Annotated in this window: 31 protein-coding genes; 21 read left to right on the top strand and 10 right to left on the bottom strand. The window is 61.8% G+C overall.

Annotation, left to right across the window (positions count from 1 at the left end; all coding sequences use genetic code 11):
* The first annotated feature begins 103 nt into the window (after positions 1-103).
* The 5 genes from HFK74_RS03160 (at position 104) to HFK74_RS03140 (ending at position 4,003) form a co-directional block, all read left to right on the top strand.
* Complete coding sequence (locus tag HFK74_RS03160; RefSeq protein WP_008063482.1) at positions 104-676, top strand: YqgE/AlgH family protein; 573 nt, start codon at positions 104-106, stop codon at positions 674-676.
* Positions 676-1,113, top strand: a complete 438-nt coding sequence (gene ruvX / locus HFK74_RS03155) for a Holliday junction resolvase RuvX (RefSeq protein WP_008063484.1) — start codon at positions 676-678, stop codon at positions 1,111-1,113. Before HFK74_RS03160 ends, ruvX begins: the two co-directional genes overlap by 1 nt.
* Positions 1,114-1,199: 86 nt before the next feature.
* The gene (gene pyrR, locus HFK74_RS03150) at positions 1,200-1,703 is read left to right on the top strand and encodes a bifunctional pyr operon transcriptional regulator/uracil phosphoribosyltransferase PyrR (RefSeq protein ID WP_180202304.1); all 504 of its coding nucleotides are present in this window, start codon (positions 1,200-1,202) and stop codon (positions 1,701-1,703) included.
* A gap of 27 nt (positions 1,704-1,730) precedes the next feature.
* Positions 1,731-2,735 (top strand): aspartate carbamoyltransferase catalytic subunit, encoded by a 1,005-nt coding sequence (locus HFK74_RS03145; protein ID WP_008063486.1) that lies wholly within the window; start codon positions 1,731-1,733, stop codon positions 2,733-2,735.
* The gene (locus tag HFK74_RS03140; protein WP_008063487.1) at positions 2,732-4,003 is read left to right on the top strand and encodes a dihydroorotase; all 1,272 of its coding nucleotides are present in this window, start codon (positions 2,732-2,734) and stop codon (positions 4,001-4,003) included. Before HFK74_RS03145 ends, HFK74_RS03140 begins: the two co-directional genes overlap by 4 nt.
* 83 nt (positions 4,004-4,086) lie before the next feature.
* On the opposite strand, the gene HFK74_RS03135 is transcribed toward HFK74_RS03140, so the two are convergent.
* Positions 4,087-4,518 carry a TM2 domain-containing protein gene (locus tag HFK74_RS03135; protein ID WP_180202303.1) on the bottom strand — a complete coding sequence of 144 codons (432 nt, stop codon included), beginning with the start codon at positions 4,516-4,518 and terminating at the stop codon, positions 4,087-4,089.
* Between the two features lie 249 nt (positions 4,519-4,767).
* Here HFK74_RS03135 and HFK74_RS03130 point away from each other — a divergent pair, with 249 nt between their 5' ends.
* On the top strand, positions 4,768-5,385 hold the full coding sequence (locus tag HFK74_RS03130) for a C40 family peptidase (RefSeq protein WP_180202302.1): 618 nt from the start codon (positions 4,768-4,770) through the stop codon (positions 5,383-5,385).
* 133 nt (positions 5,386-5,518) lie between these two features.
* Here the strand turns inward: HFK74_RS03130 and HFK74_RS03125 are convergent, their stop codons facing one another.
* A complete protein-coding gene (locus HFK74_RS03125) occupies positions 5,519-6,553 on the bottom strand; it encodes a type IV pilus twitching motility protein PilT (RefSeq protein ID WP_180202301.1) in 1,035 nt (344 codons plus the stop codon).
* A 56-nt stretch (positions 6,554-6,609) separates the two neighbouring features.
* Between HFK74_RS03125 and HFK74_RS03120 the strand changes: the two genes are divergently transcribed.
* From HFK74_RS03120 to HFK74_RS03080, 9 genes are all read left to right on the top strand, one after another.
* The gene (locus HFK74_RS03120; RefSeq protein WP_180202300.1) at positions 6,610-7,296 is read left to right on the top strand and encodes a YggS family pyridoxal phosphate-dependent enzyme; all 687 of its coding nucleotides are present in this window, start codon (positions 6,610-6,612) and stop codon (positions 7,294-7,296) included.
* A 34-nt stretch (positions 7,297-7,330) separates the two neighbouring features.
* Positions 7,331-8,149, top strand: a complete 819-nt coding sequence (proC, locus tag HFK74_RS03115; RefSeq protein WP_180202299.1) for a pyrroline-5-carboxylate reductase — start codon at positions 7,331-7,333, stop codon at positions 8,147-8,149.
* Positions 8,150-8,173: 24 nt separating this feature from the next.
* Positions 8,174-8,761, top strand: a complete 588-nt coding sequence (locus HFK74_RS03110; protein WP_180202298.1) for a YggT family protein — start codon at positions 8,174-8,176, stop codon at positions 8,759-8,761.
* A gap of 202 nt (positions 8,762-8,963) precedes the next feature.
* Positions 8,964-10,103: a homoserine O-acetyltransferase gene (locus HFK74_RS03105; protein ID WP_180202297.1), complete on the top strand. Its 1,140-nt coding sequence runs from the start codon at positions 8,964-8,966 to the stop codon at positions 10,101-10,103.
* Between the two features lie 7 nt (positions 10,104-10,110).
* Positions 10,111-10,731 (top strand): methionine biosynthesis protein MetW, encoded by a 621-nt coding sequence (metW, locus tag HFK74_RS03100; protein WP_008063505.1) that lies wholly within the window; start codon positions 10,111-10,113, stop codon positions 10,729-10,731.
* 25 nt (positions 10,732-10,756) lie between these two features.
* The gene (locus HFK74_RS03095) at positions 10,757-11,191 is read left to right on the top strand and encodes a DUF4426 domain-containing protein (RefSeq protein WP_180202296.1); all 435 of its coding nucleotides are present in this window, start codon (positions 10,757-10,759) and stop codon (positions 11,189-11,191) included.
* Positions 11,188-11,784, top strand: a complete 597-nt coding sequence (gene rdgB / locus HFK74_RS03090) for an RdgB/HAM1 family non-canonical purine NTP pyrophosphatase (RefSeq protein WP_008063510.1) — start codon at positions 11,188-11,190, stop codon at positions 11,782-11,784. Before HFK74_RS03095 ends, rdgB begins: the two co-directional genes overlap by 4 nt.
* Positions 11,781-12,986, top strand: coding sequence for a radical SAM family heme chaperone HemW (gene hemW, locus HFK74_RS03085; RefSeq protein WP_257230239.1), 1,206 nt, complete (start codon positions 11,781-11,783; stop codon positions 12,984-12,986). The genes rdgB and hemW overlap by 4 nt, the downstream gene beginning before the upstream one ends.
* 9 nt (positions 12,987-12,995) lie before the next feature.
* A complete protein-coding gene (locus tag HFK74_RS03080) occupies positions 12,996-13,319 on the top strand; it encodes a DUF3392 domain-containing protein (RefSeq protein ID WP_180202295.1) in 324 nt (107 codons plus the stop codon).
* A 138-nt stretch (positions 13,320-13,457) separates the two neighbouring features.
* On the opposite strand, the gene trmB is transcribed toward HFK74_RS03080, so the two are convergent.
* The 4 genes from trmB to HFK74_RS03060 form a co-directional block, all read right to left on the bottom strand.
* Positions 13,458-14,183, bottom strand: a complete 726-nt coding sequence (gene trmB, locus HFK74_RS03075) for a tRNA (guanosine(46)-N7)-methyltransferase TrmB (RefSeq protein ID WP_180202294.1) — start codon at positions 14,181-14,183, stop codon at positions 13,458-13,460.
* Positions 14,184-14,192: 9 nt separating this feature from the next.
* Positions 14,193-14,987, bottom strand: a complete 795-nt coding sequence (locus HFK74_RS03070; protein WP_180202293.1) for a thiazole synthase — start codon at positions 14,985-14,987, stop codon at positions 14,193-14,195.
* A 60-nt stretch (positions 14,988-15,047) separates the two neighbouring features.
* Positions 15,048-15,248, bottom strand: a complete 201-nt coding sequence (thiS, locus tag HFK74_RS03065) for a sulfur carrier protein ThiS (RefSeq protein WP_050562648.1) — start codon at positions 15,246-15,248, stop codon at positions 15,048-15,050.
* Between the two features lie 71 nt (positions 15,249-15,319).
* Positions 15,320-15,700 carry a DUF423 domain-containing protein gene (locus HFK74_RS03060; protein ID WP_180202292.1) on the bottom strand — a complete coding sequence of 127 codons (381 nt, stop codon included), beginning with the start codon at positions 15,698-15,700 and terminating at the stop codon, positions 15,320-15,322.
* 74 nt (positions 15,701-15,774) lie between these two features.
* Between HFK74_RS03060 and mtgA the strand changes: the two genes are divergently transcribed.
* Positions 15,775-16,497: a monofunctional biosynthetic peptidoglycan transglycosylase gene (gene mtgA / locus HFK74_RS03055; protein ID WP_180202291.1), complete on the top strand. Its 723-nt coding sequence runs from the start codon at positions 15,775-15,777 to the stop codon at positions 16,495-16,497.
* Positions 16,498-16,694: 197 nt separating this feature from the next.
* Here mtgA and rpoH read toward each other — a convergent pair whose 3' ends face one another.
* The 4 genes from rpoH to ftsY all read right to left on the bottom strand — a co-directional run bounded on the left by rpoH (position 16,695) and on the right by ftsY (position 20,888).
* Positions 16,695-17,549 carry an RNA polymerase sigma factor RpoH gene (gene rpoH / locus HFK74_RS03050; protein ID WP_008065085.1) on the bottom strand — a complete coding sequence of 285 codons (855 nt, stop codon included), beginning with the start codon at positions 17,547-17,549 and terminating at the stop codon, positions 16,695-16,697.
* Positions 17,550-17,662: 113 nt separating this feature from the next.
* Positions 17,663-18,685 carry a permease-like cell division protein FtsX gene (gene ftsX / locus HFK74_RS03045; protein WP_180202290.1) on the bottom strand — a complete coding sequence of 341 codons (1,023 nt, stop codon included), beginning with the start codon at positions 18,683-18,685 and terminating at the stop codon, positions 17,663-17,665.
* The gene (gene ftsE, locus HFK74_RS03040) at positions 18,682-19,353 is read right to left on the bottom strand and encodes a cell division ATP-binding protein FtsE (protein WP_008065082.1); all 672 of its coding nucleotides are present in this window, start codon (positions 19,351-19,353) and stop codon (positions 18,682-18,684) included. The genes ftsX and ftsE overlap by 4 nt, the downstream gene beginning before the upstream one ends.
* Positions 19,350-20,888 carry a signal recognition particle-docking protein FtsY gene (ftsY, locus tag HFK74_RS03035; protein ID WP_180202289.1) on the bottom strand — a complete coding sequence of 513 codons (1,539 nt, stop codon included), beginning with the start codon at positions 20,886-20,888 and terminating at the stop codon, positions 19,350-19,352. The genes ftsE and ftsY overlap by 4 nt, the downstream gene beginning before the upstream one ends.
* A 343-nt stretch (positions 20,889-21,231) precedes the next feature.
* Here ftsY and HFK74_RS03030 point away from each other — a divergent pair, with 343 nt between their 5' ends.
* The 5 genes from HFK74_RS03030 (at position 21,232) to HFK74_RS03010 (ending at position 26,580) form a co-directional block, all read left to right on the top strand.
* Positions 21,232-22,587: a pitrilysin family protein gene (locus HFK74_RS03030; protein WP_180202288.1), complete on the top strand. Its 1,356-nt coding sequence runs from the start codon at positions 21,232-21,234 to the stop codon at positions 22,585-22,587.
* Complete coding sequence (locus HFK74_RS03025; protein ID WP_180202287.1) at positions 22,580-24,070, top strand: pitrilysin family protein; 1,491 nt, start codon at positions 22,580-22,582, stop codon at positions 24,068-24,070. The genes HFK74_RS03030 and HFK74_RS03025 overlap by 8 nt, the downstream gene beginning before the upstream one ends.
* Positions 24,070-24,684, top strand: coding sequence for a 16S rRNA (guanine(966)-N(2))-methyltransferase RsmD (rsmD, locus tag HFK74_RS03020; RefSeq protein ID WP_008065078.1), 615 nt, complete (start codon positions 24,070-24,072; stop codon positions 24,682-24,684). The genes HFK74_RS03025 and rsmD overlap by 1 nt, the downstream gene beginning before the upstream one ends.
* A gap of 63 nt (positions 24,685-24,747) precedes the next feature.
* Complete coding sequence (locus HFK74_RS03015) at positions 24,748-25,746, top strand: hydrolase (RefSeq protein ID WP_180202286.1); 999 nt, start codon at positions 24,748-24,750, stop codon at positions 25,744-25,746.
* Between the two features lie 3 nt (positions 25,747-25,749).
* On the top strand, positions 25,750-26,580 hold the full coding sequence (locus HFK74_RS03010; RefSeq protein ID WP_180202285.1) for an AraC family transcriptional regulator: 831 nt from the start codon (positions 25,750-25,752) through the stop codon (positions 26,578-26,580).
* Positions 26,581-26,595: the final 15 nt, after the last annotated feature.

The following is a 26,595-nucleotide window of genomic DNA, read 5'->3' as shown; positions in this document are numbered from 1 at the left end:
CGTCATCGCGAGCAGGCTCGCTCCCACATTGGATCGATGAAGCCTGCCAAATTGCGGCATCCCCGGCTTGTCAGTTCGTCCCTCCAACGCCACACTAGCGTTCATGAAAAACGTCAGCCCCAGCTACCTCAAGCATCACTTCCTGATCGCCATGCCTCACATGGTCGACCCGAACTTTGCGCACACCTTGACCTACATCGTCGAGCACACGGCCAATGGTGCCATGGGGCTGGTGGTCAACCGTCCGCAGGACCTGAACCTGGCCGATATCCTCGAGCAATTGCGCCCGGACATCGAGCCGCCCGCGCTGTGCCAGCACGTGCCGATTTTCATCGGTGGTCCGGTGCAGACCGATCGCGGCTTTGTCCTGCACCCCAAGGGCCAGAGTTTCCAGGCGACCGTTGATCTGGAAGGCGAGCTGTCCCTGTCGACCTCCCAGGACGTGCTGTTCGCCATCGCCGATGGCGTCGGCCCGGCGAAAAGCGTGATCACCTTGGGTTATGCCGGTTGGGAAGCCGGGCAACTGGAGGCCGAACTGGCCCAGAACGCCTGGCTGACCTGCCCGTACGACGCCGACATCCTGTTCAACACCAGCAGCGAGCTGCGCCTGGAAGCGGCGGCCAAGCACCTGGGCGTCAACCTAAGCCTGCTCACCAGCCAGGCGGGGCACGCCTGATGGCCCTGCGGTTGATTCTGGGATTCGACTACGGCACCAAACAGATCGGCGTTGCGGTTGGCCAGGTCATTACTGGCCAGGCCCGCGAGCTGTGCACCTTGAAGGCACAAAACGGTATTCCCGACTGGGATCAGGTCGAAGCACTGATCAAGGAATGGAAACCCGACGCCGTGGTGGTCGGCCTGCCGCTGAACATGGACGGTACGCCCAGCGACATGTGCGCCCGCGCGGAAAAATTCGCCCGGCGCCTGAACGGCCGCTTCAACCTGCCCTTCTACACCCACGATGAACGCCTGACCACCTACGAGGCCAAGGGCGAACGCCTGGCCCGGGGCGGACAGAAAGGCAGCTACCGCGACAACCCGGTGGATGCCATCGCCGCCGCCCTGCTGCTGCAAGGCTGGCTCGACGAGAACAGCGCATTGTTCCAATCCTAATCCTGAAGAGCCGTCACCCGTCTCTTTTAGCTACAACCCGAGCCACCTGCGGCAACGACCCGGCTCGGGCCCAAGAAGGAGCAACCATGAGCCTGCCCAATCCCGCCGAACTGATCAGCCAGATGGCGATCCGTCTCAAGGCACACCTGGAACACCGTGGCATCAGCGAACCGCGCTACATCGGCATTCGTACCGGTGGCGTGTGGGTTGCCCAGGCCCTGCTCGAAGAGCTGGGCAGCGCTGAACCTCTTGGCACACTCGACGTTTCCTTCTACCGCGACGACTTCAGCCAGAACGGCCTGCACCCGCAAGTGCGCCCCTCGGCCCTGCCGTTCGAGATCGAAGGCCAGCACCTGGTGCTGATCGACGACGTTCTGATGAGCGGGCGGACCATCCGCGCCGCCATGAACGAACTCTTCGACTATGGTCGCCCGGCCAGCGTGACGCTGGTCTGCCTGCTGGACCTGGACGCCGGGGAACTGCCGATCCGTCCGAACGTACTGGGTGCGACCCTGTCCCTGGCAGCCCACGAGCGGGTGAAACTGTCGGGGCCGGAACTCAAGCTCGAACTGCAAGACCTCGCCCTTTAATTCGCCCTATTGAGAGTCCCCCTCGCGATGACGCCTCCAGATACCAAGCGCCCGCTGCAGCTCAATGATCAGGGCCAGCTGCGCCACTTCCTCTCGCTCGACGGTTTGCGCCGCGAGCTGCTGACGGAAATCCTCGACACCGCCGACTCGTTCCTCGAAGTCGGCGCCCGGGCGGTGAAGAAAGTCCCGTTGCTGCGCGGCAAGACCGTGTGCAACGTGTTCTTCGAAAACTCCACCCGCACCCGCACCACCTTCGAACTGGCGGCCCAGCGGCTGTCGGCGGACGTGATCACCCTGAACGTGTCGACATCGTCGGCGAGCAAGGGGGAAACCCTGCTCGACACGCTGCGCAACCTGGAAGCCATGGCCGCCGACATGTTCGTCGTACGCCACGGTGATTCCGGCGCCGCACACTTCATCGCCGAACATGTTTGCCCACAAGTGGCGATCATCAACGGTGGCGACGGCCGACACGCCCACCCGACCCAGGGCATGCTCGACATGCTGACCATCCGCCGGCACAAGGGCGGCTTTGAAAATCTTTCGGTGGCCATCGTCGGCGACATCCTGCACTCGCGGGTGGCGCGCTCGAACATGCTGGCCCTGAAAACCCTGGGTTGCCCGGACATCCGCGTGATCGCGCCGAAGACCCTGCTGCCGATCGGCATCGAGCAATACGGCGTGAAGGTCTACACCGACATGACCGAAGGCCTGAAAGACGTCGACGTGGTGATCATGCTGCGCCTGCAGCGTGAGCGCATGACCGGCGGCCTGCTGCCGAGCGAGGGCGAGTTCTACCGCCTGTTCGGCCTGACTACCGCGCGCCTGGCCGGCGCCAAGCCGGATGCCATCGTCATGCACCCGGGGCCGATCAATCGCGGCGTGGAAATCGAATCGGCGGTAGCCGACGGTCCACATTCGGTAATCCTCAACCAGGTGACCTACGGCATCGCGATTCGCATGGCCGTTTTGTCCATGGCCATGAGCGGCCAGACAGCGCAACGCCAATTCGAGCAGGAGAACGTTCAGTGAAGCTCAGCATTCTTGGCGCCCGCGTCATCGATCCGGCCAGCGGCCTGGATCAAGTCACCGATATCCACATTGAAGCCTGCAAAGTCGTCGCCCTTGGCGCTGCGCCAGCCGGTTTTGTCGCCGTCGACACCATTGACGCCACAGGCCTGGTGGCCGCCCCTGGCCTGGTCGACCTCAACGTCGCCCTGCGCGAACCGGGCTACAGCCGTAAAGGTTCGATTGTCAGCGAAACCCGCGCCGCCGCTGCCGGCGGTGTGACCAGCCTGTGCTGCCCGCCAAAAACCAAACCGGTGCTGGACACCTCGGCCGTGGCCGAGCTGATCCTCGACCGCGCCCGTGAAGCCGGTAACGCCAAAGTGTTCCCGATTGGCGCACTGAGCAAAGGCCTGGACGGCGAACAGCTTGCAGAGCTGGTTGCCTTGCGCGATGCCGGTTGCGTGGCCTTCGGCAACGGCCTGGAGAGCTTCCGCAACACCCGCACCCTGTGCCGGGCGCTGGATTACGCGGCCACCTTCGACCTCACGGTGATCTTCAACTCCCAGGACCACGACCTGGCGGAAGGCGGCCTGGCCCATGAAGGACCGACCGCGAGCTTCCTCGGCCTGCCGGGTATTCCGGAAACCGCCGAAACCGTGGCCCTGGCTCGGGATCTGCTGCTGGTTGAGCAAACCGGCGTGCGCGCGCACTTCAGCCAGCTGACCAGCGCGCGTGGTGTAGCCCTGATCGCCCAGGCCCAGCAGCGCGGCCTGAAGGTCACGGCGGATGTCGCGCTGTACCAGTTGATTCTGACCGACGAAGCACTGATCGATTTCAGCAGCCTCTATCACGTGCAGCCACCGCTGCGCACCCGCGCCGACCGTGAGGGTTTGCGTGCCGCCGTGAAGTCAGGCGTGGTCTCGGCCATTTCCAGCCATCACCAACCGCACGAGCGGGACGCCAAACTGGCGCCGTTCGGGGCTACCGAGCCCGGCATCAGTAGCGTTGAACTACTGCTGCCGCTGGCGATGACCTTGGTTGAAGACGGCTTGCTCGACCTGCCGACGCTGCTGGCGCGGCTCAGCGCCGGCCCTGCCGAGGCCTTGCGCCTGCCAGCGGGCAAGCTGGCGGTGGGTGGCGCGGCGGATATCGTGCTGTTCGACCCGGCGGCCTCGACCGTGGCCGGTGAGACCTGGCTGTCCAAAGGCGAGAACTGCCCGTTCCTGGGTCACAGCCTGCCGGGTGTGGTGCGCTACACCCTGGTAGACGGCCGGATCAGCCACCAGGCTTAAGACCGCGTCGCGTCGTTCGCTGGCAAGCCAGCTCCTACAGGGTTCACGCCGCCCCTGTAGGAGCTGGCTTGCCAGCGAAGCTTTTACTGGAAGGCGCCGCGCTTCTGCGCGTTGCGAATGGACACCTGATCATTCAGCGTCCAGAAGTCATACAGCACCCCCAGAAAGAACAACCCACCCGTCACCAGGTACAGCAACCCGCTGATCCACTTCCCCTGATACATCCGGTGCACACCGAACACCCCGAGAAACGTCAGCAGGATCCACGCCACGTTGTATTCGATCGGTCCCGCGGTAAACCGCAGGTCCGCTTCACGGTCCATGGCCGGAATCAGGAACAGGTCGATCAACCAGCCGATCCCCAGCAAACCGAAGGTGAAAAACCAGATCGTCCCGGTCACCGGCTTGCCGTAATAAAAGCGGTGAGCACCGGTAAAACCGAAAATCCACAGCAGGTAACCGATCACCTTGCTGTGGGTGTCTTGATGCGGGACGGGCGGTTGATAGGTGTTCATGGAGGACCTCGATTCACACGATAGATAAATATTCTTTAAATCTTTGTGACTTTTTTACGAGCAGCCGACGTATGGCAACTGATACTGTCCCTTCCGCCAAACCCTTATGGCACCTGACTTCTGTCAGACAATTGCGTCAATTTACCGCTCATTTGGTTCCGTTAGACCCAGATGGAATCGACCAACGGCCTCGGAATGCCAAAAAAAGCTGTTATAAAGTTTCGCGCTAACTTATACGAGCCCTGCCTAATGCGTCCATTTTTCAAGACATGGCTAACCATTTGCCTATTACTGCCTTTGGCCGCCCACGCCACCAATCGTGAGCAACGTCTTCCGAACGTTAATGGTTACACCCCAAAATCCCATGCTGCCGCTCCTTCGAGCAAAAGCAAGAAATCGGTCAAACTGGCTCCTGAGCTGGTCAGCAAAAGCAGCCTGGTACCGCCGATGGCGACCCGGGAAAGCAGCAACGTGCTGAGCCGCGCCGTCAACGTCCTCGGTACACCATACCGCTGGGGCGGCAGCAGCCCGAGCAAAGGCTTCGACTGCAGCGGCCTGGTGAAATACGCGTTCAACGACGCCACGTTTGACCTGCCACGTACCTCCAATGCCATGGCCAGCGGTCACGGCGAGAAAGTTGATCGCAACGATTTGAAACCGGGCGACCTGATTTTCTTCAACATCAAGAGCCGTCGAGTCAATCACGTTGCCATCTACCTGGGCAACGACCGCTTCATCCACGCACCACGTCGTGGCAAGTCGGTGAGCATCGATACCTTGAAGAAACCGTATTGGGAAAAGCACTACGTAGTGGCCAAACGGGTTCTGCCGAAAGATCAGAAAGCGATGCAGGTTGTTCAGCGCTGACCTGAACGCATCCGGTATTTGCACCGAACATGATGGCCCCATCGCGAGCAGGCTCGCTCCCACAGGATTTACGCAGTCCCTGTGGGAGCGAGCCTGCTCGCGATGGGGCCCATGAAAGCACTACATTTCTTCCTCAGAAGTTATCCGGCGACCGTGCTTTCTCCCGCGCCTGCTCGCGACTGACCAGCCCCTTGGCCACCAGCTCCTTCAAGCCCATATCCAGCGTCTGCATCCCCAGCGACCCGCCCGCCTGAATCGACGAATACATCTGTGCCACCTTGTCCTCCCGGATCAGGTTACGGATCGCCGACGTTCCCAGCATGATCTCGTGGGCCGCGACCCGACCGCCCCCAATCTTCTTCACCAGGGTCTGGGACACCACCGCCAGCAACGACTCGGACAGCATCGAACGCACCATCGACTTCTCGTCCCCCGGAAACACGTCGATGATCCGGTCGATGGTTTTCGCCGCCGAGGTCGTGTGCAGCGTGCCGAACACCAGGTGGCCGGTCTCGGCAGCGGTCAAGGCCAAGCGGATGGTTTCCAGGTCACGCATCTCTCCCACCAGGATCACGTCCGGGTCTTCGCGCAGCGCCGAACGCAAGGCCGTGGCGAAACTGCGGGTATCACGGTGGACTTCACGCTGATTGATCAAGCATTTGCGCGATTCGTGGACAAATTCGATAGGGTCTTCGATCGTCAGGATGTGGTGATGGCGATGGCTGTTCAGGTAGTCGATCATCGCCGCCAGGGTGGTGGACTTGCCCGACCCCGTCGGGCCGGTCACCAGCACCAGGCCGCGTGGCGCGTCGGTCATCTTGCGAAACACTTCGCCCATGCCCAACTCTTCCATGCTCTGGACCCTGGACGGGATCGTGCGAAAGACCGCTCCGGCACCTCGACTCTGATTGAAGGCATTGACCCGGAATCGCGCGACACCCGGCACATCAAAGGAAAAGTCGGTTTCCAGGTGCTTTTCGAACGCCACCCGCTGGGCGTCGTTCATGATGTCGTAGATCAGCGCCTGCACTTCCTTGTGGTCCAGGGCCGGCAAGTTGATACGCCGCACATCGCCATCGACGCGAATCATCGGCGGCAGCCCAGCCGACAAATGCAGGTCGGATGCGCCTTGTTTGGCGCTGAACGCCAGCAACTCAGTGATATCCATAGCACCCCTCAATTCCAGTAGAATGCCGCCAACCTCAGACCGCTGGCGCCTCTTGAATGTCCACGATAGCAGACAACATTGAACGGGTTGGTTCACGTATCCGTGCCGCCGCCCTCGCCGCCCACCGCGATGAAAACAGCGTGCAGTTGCTGGCCGTGAGCAAGACAAAACCCGCACAGGCACTGCGTGAAGCCTATGCCGCGGGCCTGCGCGACTTTGGCGAGAACTACCTGCAGGAAGCCATGGGCAAGCAGGCCGAACTGACCGACCTGCCCTTGATCTGGCACTTCATCGGCCCCATTCAATCGAACAAGACTCGTGCAATCGCCGAGCACTTCGCCTGGGTGCACTCCGTGGATCGCCTGAAAATCGCACAACGCCTGTCCGAACAACGCCCTGCCGATCTGCCGCCCTTGAACATCTGCATCCAGGTCAATGTCAGCGGTGAAGCCAGCAAGTCCGGCTGCACCCCGGCGGACCTGCCGGCCCTGGCCAATGCCATCAGCGCCTTGCCGCGCCTGAAGTTGCGCGGGCTGATGGCCATTCCCGAGCCGACCGAAGATCGCGCCGCCCAGGATGCCGCTTTCGCTGCCGTGCAAAGCCTGCAGGCCAGCCTGAATCTGCCACTCGACACACTTTCCATGGGGATGAGCCACGATCTCGAGTCGGCCATCGCCCAGGGCGCCACCTGGGTGCGGATCGGTACCGCACTGTTTGGCGCCCGCGACTACAGCCAGTCGTAAATATGGCCATCCCACTTCTTGAAAAGGACCTGACATGAGCAAGACGCGTATTGCCTTTATCGGTGCCGGCAACATGGCCGCCAGCTTGATCGGCGGCCTGCGGGCCAAAGGTCTGGAAGCCGCGCAGATTCGCGCCAGCGATCCGGGTGACGAAACCCGCGCCCGTGTGAGCGCCGAACATGGCATCGAAGTATTCGCCGACAACGCCCAAGCCATTGAAGGCGCCGATGTGGTGGTGCTGGCGGTCAAGCCCCAGGCGATGAAGGCTGTCTGCGAAGCCATTCGTCCAAGCCTGAAGCCCGGGCAACTGGTGGTGTCGATTGCCGCTGGCATTACTTGCGCCAGCATGAACAACTGGCTCGGCGCCCAGCCGATCGTGCGCTGCATGCCCAACACGCCGGCGCTGTTGCGTCAGGGCGTTAGCGGTCTGTTCGCCACCGCCCAGGTGACCGCTGAACAACGTCAGCAAGCTCAAGAGCTGCTATCGGCGGTTGGCATCGCCCTGTGGCTGGACGAGGAACAGCAACTGGATGCGGTCACCGCCGTTTCAGGTTCCGGCCCTGCGTACTTCTTCCTGCTGATCGAAGCCATGACCGCCGCCGGCGTCAAACTCGGCCTGCCGGCAGACATCGCCGCCCAACTGACCTTGCAAACCGCCCTGGGCGCCGCCCACATGGCAGTATCCAGCGACGTCGACGCCGCCGAACTGCGTCGCCGCGTCACGTCGCCCGCCGGCACCACCGAAGCCGCGATCAAATCGTTCCAGGCCAATGGCTTCGAAGCACTGGTCGAAAAAGCCCTGGGCGCCGCCGCGCACCGCTCGGCCGAGATGGCTGAGCAACTCGGTCGCTAATCAGCACTTAATAAGGAATCGACAATGCTCGGACTCAATGACGCTGCCATTTTTGTGATCCAGACCTTGGGCAGCCTGTACCTTTTGATCGTGTTGCTGCGTTTCATCCTGCAATTGGTGCGGGCGAACTTCTACAACCCGCTCTGCCAATTCGCCGTCAAGGCCACGCAACCGCTGCTCAAGCCACTGCGCCGGGTGATCCCGAGCATGTTCGGGCTGGACATGTCCTCGCTGGTGCTGGCCCTGGTCGTGCAGATGGCGCTGTTCGCGGTCATCCTGCTGCTCAGCGGTTACTCGGTCGACTTACTGTTCCTGGCCCCATGGGCGCTGATCGGCATCTTCGCGCTGTTCTTGAAGATCCTGTTCTGGGCGATGATCATCAGCGTGATCCTGTCCTGGGTCGCTCCAGGGAGCCACAACCCGGGCGCCGAGCTGGTGCAGCAGATCACTGAGCCGGTACTGGCTCCGTTCCGCCGGATCATTCCTAACCTGGGCGGCCTCGACATCTCGCCGATCTTCGCCTTCATCGCGCTGCAATTGCTGCAGAGCTGGCTGATTCCGCGCCTGGCGTACTACGCGCTGATGCCGAAACAACTGTTCGGCCTGATCTGATCCTGCTGCACAGCGGCTGATCGTTCCCACGCTCTGCGTGGGAATGCCTCAACGGACGCTCCGCGTTCGGCTCTGGATGTGACGCGGAGCGTCACGGGCTGCATTCCCACGCAGAGCGTGGGAACGATCATCGTAGGTAGTCGCTTGCTGCTATGGGCAGCGGTCTTTAGACTTACGCCTCATTTCAACGAGAGCAGGGTCGATGCCAGCTGCCTTTCCCCCCGATTCTGTTGGTCTGGTGACGCCACAAGTGGCGCACTTCAGCGAACCCCTGGCGTTGGCCTGCGGCCGTTCGCTCCCGGCCTATGACCTGATCTACGAGACCTACGGCACCCTGAACGCCACGGCGAGCAACGCCGTGCTGATCTGCCACGCCTTGTCCGGCCACCACCATGCCGCCGGCTATCACAGCCCCGACGACCGCAAACCCGGTTGGTGGGACAGCTGCATCGGCCCCGGCAAGCCCATCGACACCAGCAAGTTCTTCGTGGTCAGCCTGAACAACCTCGGTGGCTGCAACGGCTCTACCGGCCCGAGCAGCATCAACCCGGAAACCGGCAAGCCGTTCGGCGCCGATTTCCCGGTATTGACCGTGGAAGACTGGGTGCACAGCCAGGCGCGCCTGGCCGATCGCCTCGGCATCGCCCAGTTTGCCGCGGTGATCGGCGGCAGCCTGGGTGGCATGCAGGCGATGCAATGGAGCATCACTTACCCAGACCGCATCCGCCATTGCCTGGCCATCGCCTCGGCCCCCAAGCTGTCGGCGCAGAACATCGCCTTCAACGAAGTGGCGCGCCAAGCGATCCTCACCGACCCCGAATTCCACGGCGGCTCGTTCCAGGAACACAGCGTGATCCCCAAGCGCGGGCTGATGCTGGCGCGGATGGTCGGGCACATCACTTACCTGTCCGACGACTCCATGGGTGAGAAATTCGGTCGCGGCCTGAAAAGCGAGAAGCTCAACTACGACTTCCACAGCGTCGAGTTCCAGGTCGAAAGCTACCTGCGCTATCAGGGTGAAGAGTTCTCCGGGCGTTTCGACGCCAACACTTACCTGCTGATGACCAAGGCCCTGGACTATTTCGACCCGGCGGCCAACTTCGACGATGACCTGGCGAAAACCTTCGCCAACGCCACCGCCAAGTTCTGCGTGATGTCGTTCACCACCGACTGGCGCTTCTCCCCTGCCCGCTCGCGGGAACTGGTGGACGCGCTGATGGCCGCGCGCAAGGACGTCTGCTACCTGGAAATCGACGCGCCGCAAGGCCACGACGCCTTCCTGATTCCGATCCCGCGCTACTTGCAGGCGTTCGGCAATTACATGAACCGCATTACGTTGTGAGATAGCCATGAGAGCTGATCTGGAAATCATCCAGGAATGGATACCCGCCGGCAGCCGCGTGCTCGACCTCGGTTGCGGCAACGGCGAACTGCTGACCTGGCTGCGCGACAACAAGCAGGTCACCGGCTATGGCCTGGAAAACGACGCCGATAACATCGCCGAATGCGTGGCCAAGGGCATCAACGTCATCGAGCAGGACCTGGACAAGGGCCTGGGCAACTTTGCCAGCAACAGTTTCGACATTGTTGTCATGACCCAGGCGCTGCAAGCGGTGCACTACCCGGACAAGATCCTCGACGAAATGCTGCGGGTCGGCCGCCAGTGCATCATCACTTTCCCCAATTTCGGTCACTGGCGCTGCCGCTGGTACCTGGCAAGCAAGGGCCGGATGCCGGTTTCCGAGTTCCTGCCGTACACCTGGTACAACACGCCGAACATCCACTTCTGCACCTTCGCCGACTTTGAAGCCTTGTGCCTCGAACGTGAAGCCAAGGTCATTGATCGGCTGGCCGTGGATCAACAGCATCGACACGGGTGGGCCAGCAAGCTATGGCCTAATCTGTTAGGTGAGATCGGCATTTACCGCGTCAGCAGCCCGGGGCTTGCAGACCACAAGGTCGCGGTCTGAACACCTTATTGCGAGGAGAATGATCATGGGTCGTCTAGCGCTGTTTCTACTCACCGCCTGCCTGAGCGTCACGGCCGTGGCCGCTGATGCGATCAAAAGTGATCGCAAGGAAGTCTTTGGCGACACGACGGTGCACTACAACACCTTCAACTCCACCTTCCTGACACCCGACATTGCCAAGGCCGCGGAACTGACACGCAGCAAGAATCAGGGCGTGATCAACGTTTCGGTGATCAAGGACGGCAAGCCGCAGATGGCCCAGGTCACTGGCACGGTCAAGGACCTGACCAGCCAAAGCGTGCCACTGAATTTCAAGCAGATTACCGAGCAAGGCGCGATCTACTACATCGCCCAATACCCGGTCCCGCAGCAGGAAACCCGTACCTTCGACATCAAGGTGCAGACCGGTGACAAAATCAACACCATCAACTTCAACCAAGAGCTCTTCCCCGGCGAATGATCAACTTCACGCAACTCGTATTGGCCAGCCATAACGCCGGCAAACTCAAGGAACTCCAGGCCATGCTCGGCGAGTCGGTGCAACTGCGCTCGATCGGCGAGTTCAGCAGCGTGGAGCCTGAAGAAACCGGCCTGTCGTTCGTCGAGAACGCCATCCTCAAGGCCCGCAATGCCGCGCGCATTTCCGGCTTGCCGGCACTGGCCGACGATTCCGGGCTGGCGGTGGATTTCCTTGGCGGTGCGCCGGGCATCTACTCGGCGCGTTATGCCGATGGCAAGGGCGATGCGGCGAACAACGCCAAGTTGCTCGAGGTGTTGAAGGACGTGCCCGAAGCCGAGCGTGGCGCGCAGTTCGTCTGTGTGTTGGCGCTGGTGCGGCACGCCGACGATCCGCTGCCAATCCTGTGTGAAGGTCTGTGGCACGGCCGCATCCTGACCCAGGCCAGCGGCGAACACGGTTTTGGCTACGACCCGCTGTTCTGGGTGCCGGAGCGCGATTGCTCCAGCGCCGAGCTTAGCCCAGGCGACAAGAACCAGATCAGTCACCGCGCCCGTGCAATGGATCTGCTGCGCCAGCGTCTGGGCTTGAAATGACCCGTGAATCCTCCGCGTCGCCGCTGATCTTCGGCGGCGCCGCACAATCGCCTCGGGCCGCCCTGCCTGTGCTGCCGCCCCTGGCGCTGTACATCCACATCCCGTGGTGCGTACGCAAATGCCCTTATTGCGACTTCAACTCCCACACCGCCAGCCCCGTGCTGCCGGAAGAAGAGTATGTCGACGCGTTGCTGGCTGACCTCGATCAGGACCTGCACGCCGTCTATGGCCGTGAGCTGAGCTCGATCTTCTTCGGCGGCGGCACGCCCAGCCTGTTCAGCGCCCAGGCGCTAGGTCGCTTGCTCAAGGGTGTCGAGCAGCGCATTCCTTTCGCCAGCGACATCGAGATCACCCTGGAAGCCAATCCGGGGACCTTCGAACAAGAGAAGTTCATCGCCTACCGCGCACTGGGCATCAATCGCCTGTCGATTGGCATCCAGAGTTTCCAGCAAGAAAAGCTCACTGCCCTGGGTCGCATCCACAACGGTGACGAGGCCGTGCGCGCCGCCGGCATGGCTCGTCAAGCGGGGTTCGATAACTTCAACCTGGACTTGATGCACGGCTTGCCCGATCAATCCCTGGAAGACGCCCTGAGCGATTTGCGCCAGGCCATCGCCTTGAAGCCGACCCACCTGTCCTGGTATCAGCTGACCCTGGAACCGAACACCGTATTCTGGAACCAGCCACCGACGCTGCCGGAAGACGACACCCTGTGGGACATTCAGGAAGCCGGGCAGGCGCTGTTGGCCGAACACGGTTACAAGCAGTATGAAGTCTCGGCGTATGCTCAACCGGGTCGTCCGGCGCGGCATAACCTCAATTACTGGAGCTTTGGCGACTTCATCGGCATCGGTGCCGGCGCCCACGGCAAGCTCAGCCATCCGGACGGGCGCATCATCCGTACCTGGAAGACCCGCCTGCCGAAAGACTACCTGAACCCGAAAAAGCGCTTCCAGGCGGGCGAAAAAGCGCTGACCAATGAAGAAATGCCGTTCGAGTTCCTGATGAACGCCCTGCGCCTGACCGCAGGTGTCGAGGCGCGGCTGTACCCGGAACGCACTGGCATGACCCTGGAAAGCCTCGCCGAAAGCCGTCGCGAAGCCGAACAAAGCGGCCTGTTGCAGGTCGAACCGTCACGTCTGGCGGCTACCGAGCGCGGACAACTCTTCCTCAATGACTTGCTGCAGAAATTTCTGACATAAGGAAATCGAATGGATTTGGTACTCGACCTGCTTGCCACCGCGTCTCGCTGGAGCCGCAGCAATCTCTCGGAAATCGCCCTCGCCCTGGTCGGTTGCCTGCTGGTGCTGTTCGGTGCGGATTTCAAGGGCTTGGTCGAGCAACGCCTGGGCAGCATCGCCGGCGCCTTGCGCGTACCGTTGATGTCCCTGCTGTGCATGATCGGCAGCGGTGCGGCGTTGATCTACGCCACGCCATGGATCGTCAAGGGCTTGAGCCAGTTCAACAACTACAGCCTGGCGCCGGTGTTGTTGGTGGTGCTGGTGCTCATCGGCGTAGTCGCCGACCGCCGCTGATTCCTTGGTCATTGATCGTTCCCACGCTCTGCGTGGGAATGCAGCCCGGGACGCTCTGCGTCCCTTCCAAAGCCGAACGCGGAGCGTCCGTTGAGGCATTCCCACGCGGAGCGTGGGAACGATCAGCTGCGGCGCGGTTTAGGCCTGTTTTTCGAACTTCAAATCCCAAACGCCATGCCCAAGACGTTCGCCGCGGCGTTCGAACTTGGTGATCGGACGCTCGGCCGGGCGTGGCACGCACTTGCCGTCTTCGGCGAGGTTGCGGTAGCCCGGGGCAACGTTCATCACTTCCAGCATGTACTCGGCATACGGTTCCCAGTCGGTGGCCATGTGCAGGATACCGCCGACCTTCAACTTGCTCCGTACCAGTTCGGCGAAGGATGCCTGAACGATACGACGCTTGTGATGACGGCTCTTGTGCCATGGGTCCGGGAAAAACAGCATCAGGCGATCCAGGCTGTTATCGGCCACGCAGCGGTTGAGCACTTCGATGGCGTCGCAATCGTAGACCCGCAGGTTGGTCAAACCCTGGGTCAACACGCCATTGAGCAGCGCGCCAACACCCGGACGGTGAACCTCGACGCCGATGAAATCCTGCTCCGGTGCAGCCGCAGCCATTTCCAGCAGCGAATGGCCCATGCCGAAGCCGATTTCCAGCGAACGCGGTGCCGAGCGACCGAACACCTGGTCGAAGTCCACCGGCGCGTCGGCCAGGGGCAGCACGAACAGCGGCGCGCCCTGCTCCAGGCCACGTTGCTGGCCTTCGGTCATGCGCCCGGCGCGCATCACGAAACTCTTGATGCGGCGGTGTTGGCGCTCGTCGCCTTCTTCCGTCTGGATTGGCGTGTCGTTCGATTCAGTCATCAATGGCTCTTACTTGATCAGACCATCCAGCGGCGAAGAGGCGCTGGCATAGAGTTTTTTCGGCATGCGGCCGGCGAGGTAGGCCAGGCGGCCTGCGACGATCGCGTGTTTCATGGCTTCAGCCATCATGATCGGCTGCTGGGCGTGGGCGATGGCCGAGTTCATCAGCACCGCATCACAGCCCAGCTCCATGGAGATGGTGGCGTCGGAAGCTGTGCCGACACCGGCATCCACCAGCACCGGGATTTTCGCTTCTTCGAGGATGATCTGCAGGTTGTACGGGTTGCAGATCCCCAGGCCCGAACCGATCAGGCCGGCCAGCGGCATGACCGCGATGCAGCCGATTTCCGCCAACTGACGGGCGATGATCGGGTCATCACTGGTGTAGACCATCACGTCGAAGCCCTCCTTGACCAGCGATTCGGCGGCCTTGAGGGTTTCGATCACGTTGGGGAACAGGGTTTTCTGATCCGCCAGCACTTCCAGTTTCACCAGGTTGTGGCCATCGAGCAGCTCACGGGCCAGGCGGCAGGTGCGCACGGCCTCGACAGCGTCGTAGCAACCGGCGGTGTTCGGCAGGAAGGTGTAGCGATCCGGCGAGAGGAAATCCAGCAGGTTCGGTTCGCCCGCGTTCTGGCCGAGGTTGGTGCGGCGCACGGCGAAGGTGACGATCTCGGCACCCGAGGCCTCGATGGCCAGGCGGGTTTCTTCCATGTCACGGTACTTGCCGGTACCGACCAGCAAACGCGACTGGTAAGTACGACCGGCCAGGACGAAAGGCTTGTCGCTACGAACGATGCTCATGGGGAATCCTCTGTAGGGGTGAGGGTCTTGCAGAATTCTGTCGGCCCTTGGGCCACGCGGCTAGCCGCCGCCGATGGCGTGCACCACTTCGACATTGTCGCCGTCGTTCAACGCAGTGTCTGCGTGCTGGCTGCGCGGGACGATATCCAGATTGAGTTCGACCGCCACCCGGCGTCCGGTCAGGTCCAGACGGGTCAGCAGGGCCGCAACGGTTTCACCGTCGGGCAGTTCAAAGGATTCGCCGTTCAACTGAATGCGCATGTCGAATGCCGCCATCATTTTTTGGGGCTGGCATTCTAGCCCGATCGTGACCTAAAGGTCAGCAACAAGCGTCAAGCGGTCAGCGGCAGGCGCCAGGCGGCGAGACCCAGGCAAAGCCAGCCGGCGAGGAAGGCCAGGCCACCGAAGGGGGTGACGATGCCGAGCTTGCTGACACCCGTCAGCGTCAGCACGTACAGGCTGCCGGAGAACAGCACGATGCCGATGGCAAACGAAGCGCCGGCCCAGGTCACGAGGCGACCGGGAATCTGCGTAGCCAGCAACGCCACGCCCAGCAATGCCAGGGTATGCACCAACTGGTAGGTAACGCCGGTATGGAAAATCGCCAGGTACTCGGCGCTCAGGCGGTTTTTCAGGCCATGGGCGGCAAACGCCCCGAGACCGACACCGGTGAAGCCGAAAAAAGCGGCCAGCATCAAAAAGCCACGCAGCATGAAGAACTCCAGTCAGTCTCGATCAACAGGGTCTGTATAATGGCCCGCTCAACGGGTTCGGCCAAGCCATCTCTATGCTGCGTATCTATTTCCGCCATTTCATCAAGGCCGTGCTCTGGTTCATGGGCGGCAGCGTATTGCTGGTGCTGATTTTCCGCGTGGTACCCCCACCGGGAACGGCGCTGATGGTCGAGCGCAAGATCGAATCCTGGTTCGACGGCGAGCCCATTGACCTGCAGCGCACCTGGAAGCCATGGGAAGAGATCTCCGACGACCTGAAAGTCGCGGTGATCGCTGGCGAAGACCAGAAATTCCCCGAGCACTGGGGGTTCGACGTGAATGCGATCAAGGCGGCACTGGCCCATAACGAGCTCGGCGGTTCGATTCGCGGCGCCAGCACCCTCAGCCAGCAGGTGTCGAAAAACCTGTTCCTGTGGTCTGGCCGCAGCTGGTTGCGCAAAGGACTGGAAGCCTGGTTTACCGGGTTGATCGAGGTGTTCTGGCCCAAGCAGCGGATTCTTGAGGTGTACCTCAATAGCGTTGAGTGGGACGACGGGGTGTTTGGCGCCGAAGCGGCGGCCAGGCATCACTTTGGCGTGAGCGCTAAAGGTCTCAGTCGCCAGCAATCGAGCTTGCTGGCCGCCGTATTGCCGAACCCGCGAGTGTGGAGTGCCAGCCATCCGACCGCTTACGTGGCACGGCGTGCGGGCTGGATTCGGCGGCAGATGAGTCAGCTCGGTGGCGATAGCTATCTGGTGGGGCTCAATGATTCGCGTCGGGCACCGTGGTCACAATAGTCAATCACGATTTTCTCGGACACTGAAGATCCCCTGTGGGAGCGAGCCTGCTCGCGAAAGCGATTGTTTCATCAACACTTATAGCGACTGACCTGGCGCATTCGCGAGCAGGCTCGCTCCCACATAGGTTTTGTGTGAGGCCAGAAACAAAAAGCCCCGATCAATGATCGGGGCGTTTTTTATTGCCTTCGTGCGGGTTACGCCGCGATCGACAATTTGAGCTTGTTCATCGCGCTCTTCTCGAGCTGACGGATACGCTCGGCCGACACGTTGTACTTCTGCGCCAGGTCGTGCAGCGTGGACTTTTCTTCTGCCAGCCAGCGCTGGTAGAGGATGTCACGGCTACGGTCGTCCAGCACTTCCAGCGCTTCGTGCAGGTTGTGGTTGGAGTTGTCGCTCCAGTCGGCATCTTCCAGTTGACGGGCCGGGTCGTACCGGTGGTCTTCCAGATAGTTGGCCGGCGACTGGAAGGCGCTGTCGTCGTCGGCTTCGGCCGCCGGGTCGAAGGCCATGTCGTGACCGGTCAGGCGACTTTCCATCTCGCGCACTTCCCGAGGCTCGACACCGAGGCTTTCCGCCACGCGATGGACTTCCTCGTTGTTCAGCCAGGCCAGGCGTTTTTTCTGGCTGCGCAGGTTGAAGAACAGCTTGCGCTGGGCCTTGGTGGTCGCGACCTTGACGATCCGCCAGTTACGCAGGATGAATTCGTGGATCTCAGCCTTGATCCAGTGCACGGCAAAGGACACCAGGCGCACGCCCATTTCCGGGTTGAAGCGCTTCACGGCCTTCATCAGGCCGACGTTACCTTCCTGAATCAGGTCAGCCTGAGCCAGACCGTAGCCGGAATAGCTACGGGCGATATGTACGACAAAACGCAGGTGGGCGAGCACCATCTGCCGAGCCGCCTCAAGATCCTGCTCATAATAGAGACTCTCGGCCAGTTCACGCTCCTGCTCCGGCGTCAGCAATGGAATGCTGTTGACGGTGTGCACATAGGCCTCCAGGTTCGCACCCGGGACCAGAGCATATGCAGGCTGCAAAGAATTGGTCATACGAAAAAACCTCCCACTTACATACTCGTGCCATTGGCACTGCGAAAATTGACCGGAAACCGCAAGACAAGTTCCCTTAGAAACTGCAAGGTCAATCACGCGCAAAAAAGATTCTACTTCGGCGCCAGCTCCCTGAGATGACGTGCGACTGCAATCCATGCACCGATATAACCCAACAGCACCGCGCCAAGCAAGAGAGACAGACCGTCGGCAACCGGTACGCCGGCCAGTGCGAAATCACTGCCGTACAACCCCGCCAACCCGACCACCGCATCGTTCAGCCAGTCCAGGCCGAACGCCAATACGCCCCAGGAAAGAATCCCCGCACCGAAACCATACAGCGCCCCCATATAGAGAAAGGGCCGGCGCACATAGCTGTCAGTGCCGCCCACGAGTTTAATCACTTCTATCTCTGTGCGGCGGTTTTCAATATGAAGACGAATGGTATTGCCTATCACCAAAAGTAATGCAGAAACCAGAAGCACGGTCAGGCCGAAGACAAATCGGTCACCCAGCTTGAGGATGGCTGCCAGACGCTCGACCCAGACTAGATCAAGCTGCGCCTGTTGTACCTTGGGCAGTTCGGAAAGTTTTTGTCTTAATGCTTCAAGGGCCGGCTTGTCGACTTCAGTCGGCGTTACCAGCACCACACCAGGCAGCGGGTTTTCCGGCAGTTCCTTGAGCGCTTCGCCCAGGCCCGACTGTTGCTGGAACTCCTCCAGCGCCTGATCCCGACCGACGTATTCAGCATCGGCCACCCCAGGGATGCCCTTGATCTGTTCGCGCAACGCCTCGCCATCCGTCGGGCTGGCCTCGAGTTGCAGGTACAGGGAAATCTGCGCCGCACGCTGCCAGGAACCGCCTAGGCGTTCGACGTTACTTAGCAAAAGTGACAGGCCCATGGGCAAACTCAAGGCCACTGCCATCACCATGCAGGTGAAAAAGCTGCCGATGGGCTGCTTGCCCAGGCGGCGCAAGCTGTCCAGCAGGCTGGCGCGATGGCTTTCGATCCAGGCGCGCAACAGCGTGGCGAAATCCGGACCATCATCGTCGTCGTGTTTTTTCTTCTGCGGTTGCGGGTCGGCAGCCTTGGGGGCCACGCGCTCGGAAACCTTTGGACTGCGAGTAGCACTCATTCGCCGGCCTCCCCATCGCCGATCAATCGGCCGCGTTGCAGCGTCAGCATGCGATGGCGCATGCGCGCGATCAGCGCCAGGTCGTGGCTGGCGATCAGCACACTGGTACCCAGGCGATTGATGTCTTCGAACACACCCATGATTTCCGCCGCCAGGCGCGGGTCGAGGTTACCGGTCGGTTCGTCCGCCAGCAGCAGCGCCGGGCGGTGAACGATGGCGCGGGCGATGCCGACGCGTTGTTGCTGGCCGGTGGACAAGTCGCCGGGATACAGATCGGTCTTGTCCGACAGCGCCACGCGCTCCAGGGCCGAGTCCACGCGCTTGGCAATTTCGGCCTTGGACAGACCGAGGATCTGCAATGGAAGCGCCACGTTGTTGAACACCGTGCGATCGAACAGCAACTGGTGGTTCTGGAACACCACACCGATCTGCCGGCGCAGGAATGGAATCTGTGCGTTGCTGATGGTGCTCAGGTCTTGCCCGGCCAGCAGCAGCTTGCCACTGGTCGGGCGCTCCATGGCCAGCAACAGCCGCAACAAGGTGCTCTTGCCGGCGCCGGAATGACCTGTAACAAACAAAAATTCGCCCCGACGGACTCGAAAGCTCAGCTCATGCAAGCCGACGTGACCGTTCGGGTAGCGTTTACCGACCTGTTCGAAACGAATCATGAACGCTCCCGCTCGGCAAACAGTGCCTGGACAAAGGGTTCAGCTTCAAAAGTGCGCAAATCGTCGATGCCTTCACCGACGCCGATGTAGCGGATCGGCAGGCCAAACTGCTTGGCCAGGGCGAAAATCACCCCGCCCTTGGCGGTCCCGTCGAGCTTGGTCAGCGCCAGGCCGGTCAGTTCGACGGTCTGGTTGAATTGCTTGGCCTGGTTGATGGCGTTCTGGCCGGTGCCGGCATCGAGTACCAGCAACACCTCGTGCGGCGCGTCGGCATCGAGCTTGCCGATCACCCGGCGAACCTTTTTCAGTTCTTCCATCAGGTTGTCTTTGGTGTGCAGGCGACCGGCGGTGTCGGCGATCAGCACATCGATGCCACGGGCCTTGGCGGCCTGCACGGCGTCGAAGATCACCGAAGCCGAGTCGGCCCCGGTGTGCTGGGCGATGACCGGAATCTTGTTGCGCTCGCCCCAGACCTGCAATTGCTCGACCGCGGCAGCACGGAAGGTGTCGCCGGCGGCAAGCATGACTTTCTTGCCTTCCAGCTGCAGCTTCTTCGCCAGTTTGCCAATGGTGGTGGTTTTACCGGCACCGTTGACACCCACCACAAGGATCACGAAAGGCTTGTTCTGCGAAGTGATTTTCAGCGGCTGCTCGACGGGCTTGAGCATGGCCGCCAGCTCGGCTTGCAGGGATTTGTACAGCGCATCGGCATCGGCCAGTTCTTTGCGCGCCACCTTCTGGGTCAGGCGCTGGATGATCACCGAAGTGGCCTCCACACCGACATCGGCGGTCAGCAGGCGGGTTTCGAGGTCATCGAGCAGCTCGTCATCGATGGCTTTCCTGCCCAGGAACAGGCTGGCCATGCCTTCGCCGATGCTGGCACTGGTCTTGGACAGGCCTTGCTTGAGGCGGGCGAAGAACCCGGCCTTGGTTTCTTCGGTGCGTACCGGCTCGACTGGAACTTCGACGGGCGCTGCGGCAACAGGAGTAATAACAGGTGCAGGTGCAGGTGCAGGTGCAGGTGCAGGCTCTGGCGCTTGAGCAATCGGCGCAACCGGCGCAACCGGCGCAACCGGCGCAACCGGCGGCACGAATGCAGCGACCGCGGGGCTTGGCGCAACCTCGACGACAGGCGCTACGAGCGGCTCAACGACGGGAGCCTGAACCGGCTCAGGCACAGATACCGTCTGCACCGGAATCGGCGGTGTCACGTGCGGTGCCAGGTCATCAACGACCAGCGCCACCGGCTCTTCCGCCACCGGCAAGGTCAACCAGGGCTCGGCGACCGGGGTCAGTGGCAATTCGGCGACGATTTCAGGCGCCGTCTCGACGACCGGTTGCAGCACCGGCTCGGCGATCGGCAACACAACCGGCGCAGGTTCGGCAGCATTTACTACCGGCGCGGGCGTTGGCTCAGGAAGTGGTTGTGGCTGTTCGACGACGGGTTCCTGCGGCTTTTTGCGCAGCCATCCGAACAGGCTTTTCTTTTCGCCAGCCGCAGCTGGGGTCTTCTTGTCGTCGTTGGAACCAAACATGGGGGACGGCTATCTCACGGTAGCGACGCGCCAACGGGCGCCCCGGCAAATGAATATTCGATGCAGAACAGACTGCGATTGACCCAGCTTGTTCATGCGCAACATTTTGTCGAGGTGCAAAAGGCACCCTGCAAAAACGATTTCACTAAGGACTGATGGCGGAAAATCGGCGAAAAAGCTGAGTTTAGTTGATAAATCACAGCTTACTGCCGCAAACCCAAACAACCTGATCAAACGCCAAGGCCTGATAGGCGTGGCCGCCAGTAAAACGGATCAGTATCCTAGCACCCTCTCGCCCGCTGACGCTAAGAACAAGCAGGCAGCCCCAAAGGTTTAAAAACGAATGAATGCCCTAGCCCGCCGCGCTGCAGGCCTGCTGCTCAGCACAGTTTGCCTGCCCCTTTCGGCCCTGGCGGCCGACCCGCAACCGACCCACGAATTCACCCTCGACAACGGCTTGAAGGTCGTCGTGCGCGAAGACCATCGCGCGCCAGTGGTGGTTTCCCAGGTCTGGTACAAGGTTGGCTCCAGCTATGAGACGCCGGGCCAGACCGGCCTGTCCCATGCCCTGGAGCACATGATGTTCAAGGGCAGCGAGAAAGTCGGCCCTGGCGAAGCGTCGCTGATCCTGCGCGACCTCGGCGCCGAAGAAAACGCCTTCACCAGCGACGACTTCACGGCGTATTACCAGGTCCTGGCCCGCGACCGCCTGGGTGTGGCCTTCGAACTGGAAGCCGACCGCATGGCCAGCCTGCGCCTGCCGCCCGACGAGTTCGCCCGCGAGATCGAAGTCATCAAGGAAGAACGGCGCATGCGCACCGATGACAAACCCATGTCCAAGGCCTACGAGCGTTTCAAGGCCATGGCTTACCCGGCTAGCGGCTATCACACGCCGACCATTGGCTGGATGGCCGACCTGGACCGGATGAAAGTCGAAGAGCTGCGTCACTGGTACCAATCCTGGTACGTGCCGAACAACGCCACGCTGGTGGTGGTCGGCGACGTGACGCCGGACGAGGTCAAGACCCTGGCCCAGCGCTACTTCGGCCCGATCGCCAGGCGTGAGGTACCGGCGGCGAAGATTCCGCTGGAACTGGCCGAGCCCGGCGAACGCCAGATCACCCTGCATGTGAAGACCCAATTGCCCAGCCTGATGCTGGCCTTCAACGTGCCGAGCATCGCGACCGCCGAAGACAAGCGCCTGGTCAACGCCTTGCGTCTGATCTCGGCCCTGCTTGACGGCGGCTACAGCGGACGCATCCCGACGCAACTGGAGCGCGGCGAAGAGCTGGTGTCCGGCGGTTCGTCGAGTTACGACGCCTACACCCGTGGCGACAGCCTGTTCACCCTGTCGGCAACGCCCAACAGCCAGAAGAAAAAGACCATCGCCCAGGCCGAAGCCGGTTTGTGGAAGCTGCTTGAACAACTGAAAACCACCGCGCCGACCACCGAAGAGCTGGAACGCGTACGGGCACAGGTCATCGCCGGCCTGGTTTTCGAGCGCGACTCGATCACCAGCCAGGCCACCGCCATCGGCCAACTGGAGACCGTCGGCCTGTCGTGGAAGCTGATGGACACCGAGCTCGCCGAGCTGGAAAGCGTGACACCGCAAGATATCCAGAACGCCGCCAAGCTGTATTTCACCCGCGAACGTCTCAGCGTCGCCCATGTTCTGCCGGAGGAGACGACTCATGAGTGAACATAAAAAACCGCGCCTGGCCCTGCTCAGCCTGATCGCAGTCGCCCTGATCGGCTCTGCTGCATTCTATTTCTCCAAATCCAATGATTCGGTTGCCAGCGAAGCGCTGGACAAGGCCAAGGCCAGCCAGAAGCTGCAATCGCTGACCGAGCTCAACGGCAAGGCGCCAAGCCACCGCAAACTCGACGTACAGACCTGGAGCACCGCCGAAGGCGCCAAGGTGTTGTTCGTCGAAGCCCGTGAGCTGCCGATGTTCGACATGCGCCTGATCTTTGCCGCCGGCAGCAGCCAGGACGGTAACGCACCGGGCCTGGCGCTGTTGACCAACGCCATGCTCAACGAAGGCGTGGCCGGCAAGGATGTCAGCGCCATCGCCCAGGGTTTCGAAGGCCTGGGGGCTGATTTCGGCAACGGCGCCTACAAAGACATGGCGGTGGCGTCCCTGCGCAGCCTCAGCGCCGCGGACAAGCGCGAACCGGCGTTGAAGCTGTTCGCCGAAGTCGTCGGCAAACCGACCTTCCCCGCCGACTCGTTTACCCGCATCAAGAACCAGATGCTCGCTGGCTTCGAATACCAGAAACAGAACCCCGGCAAACTCGCCAGCCTCGAATTGATGAATCGCCTGTACGGCGATCATCCGTACGCGCACGCCAGCGATGGCACGGCGCAAACCGTTCCGGCCGTCACCCTCGCGCAACTGCGCGGGTTCCACCAGAAAGCCTATGCCGCGGGCAACGTGGTGATCGCGCTGGTCGGCGACCTATCTCGCGCCGAAGCCGAAGCCATTGCCGCCCAGGTCAGCGCCGCCTTGCCCAAAGGCCCGGCCCTGCCGAAGATCGAGCAACCCGCCGAACCCAAGGCCAGCATCGGCCACATCGAGTTCCCGTCCAAGCAAACCAACCTGATGCTCGCGCAACTGGGCATTGACCGTGACGATCCGGATTACGCCGCACTGTCCATGGGCAACCAGATCCTCGGCGGTGGTGGTTTCGGCACGCGACTGATGAGCGAAGTGCGCGAGAAGCGCGGCCTGGCGTATGGTGTGTACTCTGGTTTCAGCCCGATGCAGGTACGCGGCCCGTTCATGATCAACCTGCAGACCCGCGCCGAAATGAGCGAAGGAACCCTGAAACTGGTGCAGGATGTGCTCGCCGACTACCTCAAGACCGGCCCGACCGAAAAAGAACTCGACGACGCCAAGCGCGAACTGGCCGGCAGCTTCCCGCTGTCCACCGCCAGCAACGCCGATATCGTCGGCCAGCTGGGTGCGATCGGCTTCTACGACTTGCCGCTCAATCACCTGGAAGACTTCATGCAACAGTCGCAGAGCCTGACCGTCGAGCAGGTCAAGGCGGCCATGAACAAACACCTGAGCACGGACAAACTGGTCATCGTCAGCGCTGGCCCGACCGTGCCGCAAAAGCCGTTACCGGCCCCAACTGATAAACCCGCCGAGCAACCGCTCGGGGTTCCGGAGCATTAATGGCCACTTCTCGCCCGAAAAAACCTGTCCACAACGTGCATAACGGTGTGAACCAGCTGCGCATCATCGGCGGCGAATGGCGCAGCCGCAAACTGAGCTTCCCCGACGCTCCGGGCCTGCGCCCGACGCCGGACCGAGTGCGTGAAACCCTGTTCAACTGGCTCGCACCCTACGTCCCGGGCGCCAAGGTGTTCGATCCGTTCGCCGGTAGCGGCGCGCTGTTCCTCGAGGCACTCTCCCGTGGCGCCGCGATGGGACAGGCGCTGGACGCCAGCAGCCTTGCGGTATCGAGCATCAAGGAGCACCTGGGTACCCTGCGTTGCACCACCGGCCAGATTCAAACGGCCGACGCCTTGCGCTACCTGGAAACCCAGGCCGCCGTGGCCTACGACCTGGTGTTCCTCGACCCGCCGTTCAACCAGAACCTGCTGCCGACCGTTTGCGCCCTGCTTGAAGAGCGCCAGTGGCTGGCGGATGACGCCTGGGTCTACACCGAAAGCGAAAACGCACCCTCGACCCTCGGCCTGCCAGGGAACTGGCGCCTGCACCGGGAGCAAAAATCCGGACGGGTCTATTATTCATTGTGGCAACGTATGGCAGAGATCGCCGGTTAACCGTCCGGCCTGAACAAGGCGCGCGCCGCAATGCAGGCGTGCGCCACTGCATAGAGACCCATCGTGTTCCATCCGCCAGAACGCTTCACCCCGGCCTTCGGCCTCGGCAATCCGCACTTGCAGACCTTGTGGGGCCCGCTGTGGCGCAAAACCACCCACCTGCAACGCGAGCGCGAACGCCTGTGGCTGGAGGATGGCGACTTCCTCGACCTCGACTGGCATGGCCCGCACACCGCCGATGCGCCTTTGGTCCTGGTGTTGCACGGACTCACCGGCTCGTCGAATTCACCTTACGTTGCCGGGATACAGAAAGCGCTGGGCGACCAGGGCTGGGCCAGTGTCGCGCTGAACTGGCGTGGCTGCTCCGGCGAACCCAATCTGTTGCCGCGCAGCTACCATTCCGGTGCCAGTGAAGACCTGGCCGAAACCATCAGGCACCTGCGGGCAAAGCGTCCTCTCGCGCCGTTGTATGCCGTGGGTTATTCCCTGGGCGGCAACGTGCTGCTCAAGCATCTGGGCGAAACCGGCAGCGCCAGCGGCGTGCTCGGTGCGGTGGCGGTGTCGGTGCCGTTCCGCCTGGACCAGTGCGCCGACCGCATCGGCCAGGGTTTCTCCAAGGTCTATCAGGCGCATTTCATGCGCGAGATGCTGGCCTACATCAAGAACAAGCAACGGCAGTTTCAGCATGACGGCCGCGAAGAAGGCCTCGCGACCCTTGCGGCCCTCGGCTCGCTGGAAAACATGCGCACGTTCTGGGATTTCGATGGCCGGGTGACCGCGCCGCTCAATGGTTTCGCCGATGCCCACGACTACTATCGCCGCGCATCGAGCCGCTACTTCCTCGGCGAGATCTGCACGCCGACCCTGATTATCCACGCCGCCGATGACCCCTTCGTCTTTCCCCACAGCCTGCCGCACGCCGACGAGTTGTCAGCCTGCACGCAATTCGAATTGCAGGCCCGAGGCGGGCATGTCGGCTTCGTCGATGGCACCTTCCGCCAACCAGGGTACTACCTGGAGCGACGCATCCCGCAGTGGCTGGCCAACATGGGTCGCGGATAAGCTATGGATAACGCCCAGGGCGAGTCCATCCACTTCTGGCAAACGCCGCCGCTGGCCGGGGTCGAGCTGTTGTCGGCACGCTACATCGAGCACCGTTTCGCCCCCCATGTGCATGACGGCTATGTGATCGGCATGATCATGGCCGGCGCCCAGCGTTACCGTTACCGCGGTGCCGAGCATCTGGCCGGCAGCGGCACATTGGTGCTGATCAACCCTGATGAGCTGCACACCGGCCACAAGGGCACGGAGGACGGCTGGCTGTACCGGGCGTTCTATCCCGACAGCGGGCAGATTCTTTCACTGCTGGCCGAGCTGGAACTGCCGACCCATCACCTGCCGGCGTTTGGCGCCACGCTGTATCGCGACCAGGATCTGGTGAACGGCTTCTGTCAGTTGCATCGTTTGCTGGAAAGCCCGGCCACCGCACTGCAGCAACAAACCGCCTGGCGGGAACTGATGCTGTCCCTGCTGCAACGTCATGCGGCGGTGCCGGTTGCCGGCAAACCGGGCAAGGAGCACCGGGCGGTGACATTGGCCAAGGACCTGCTGCACACGCAACTGGCGGCGCCTCCTTCGCTTGAAGAACTGGCAGCGGCAGTGAACCTGTCGCCCTTCCACTTCGCCCGGGTATTCCGCCGCGCCACCGGCATGCCGCCGCACACCTGGCTGATGCAACAGCGCATCGCCCGGGCGCGGGCGTTGTTGCAGGGCGGCTGTTTGCCGCTGGACGTCGCGACGCAACTGGGGTTTGCCGACCAGAGTCACTTGAGTCGGCAATTCAAGCAGGTGTATGGGGTTGGGCCTGGGGCGTATCGCAGCGCGCGCCTTTATTAACGCTCAAGAAAACCA

Origin of the sequence: Pseudomonas sp. SbOxS1 (genome assembly GCF_013416725.1) — a bacterium.
In the GTDB taxonomy this organism is placed as follows: domain Bacteria; phylum Pseudomonadota; class Gammaproteobacteria; order Pseudomonadales; family Pseudomonadaceae; genus Aquipseudomonas.
Note: the sequence above shows the minus strand (reverse complement) of the source record. Positions and strands in the feature narration are given on the sequence as shown.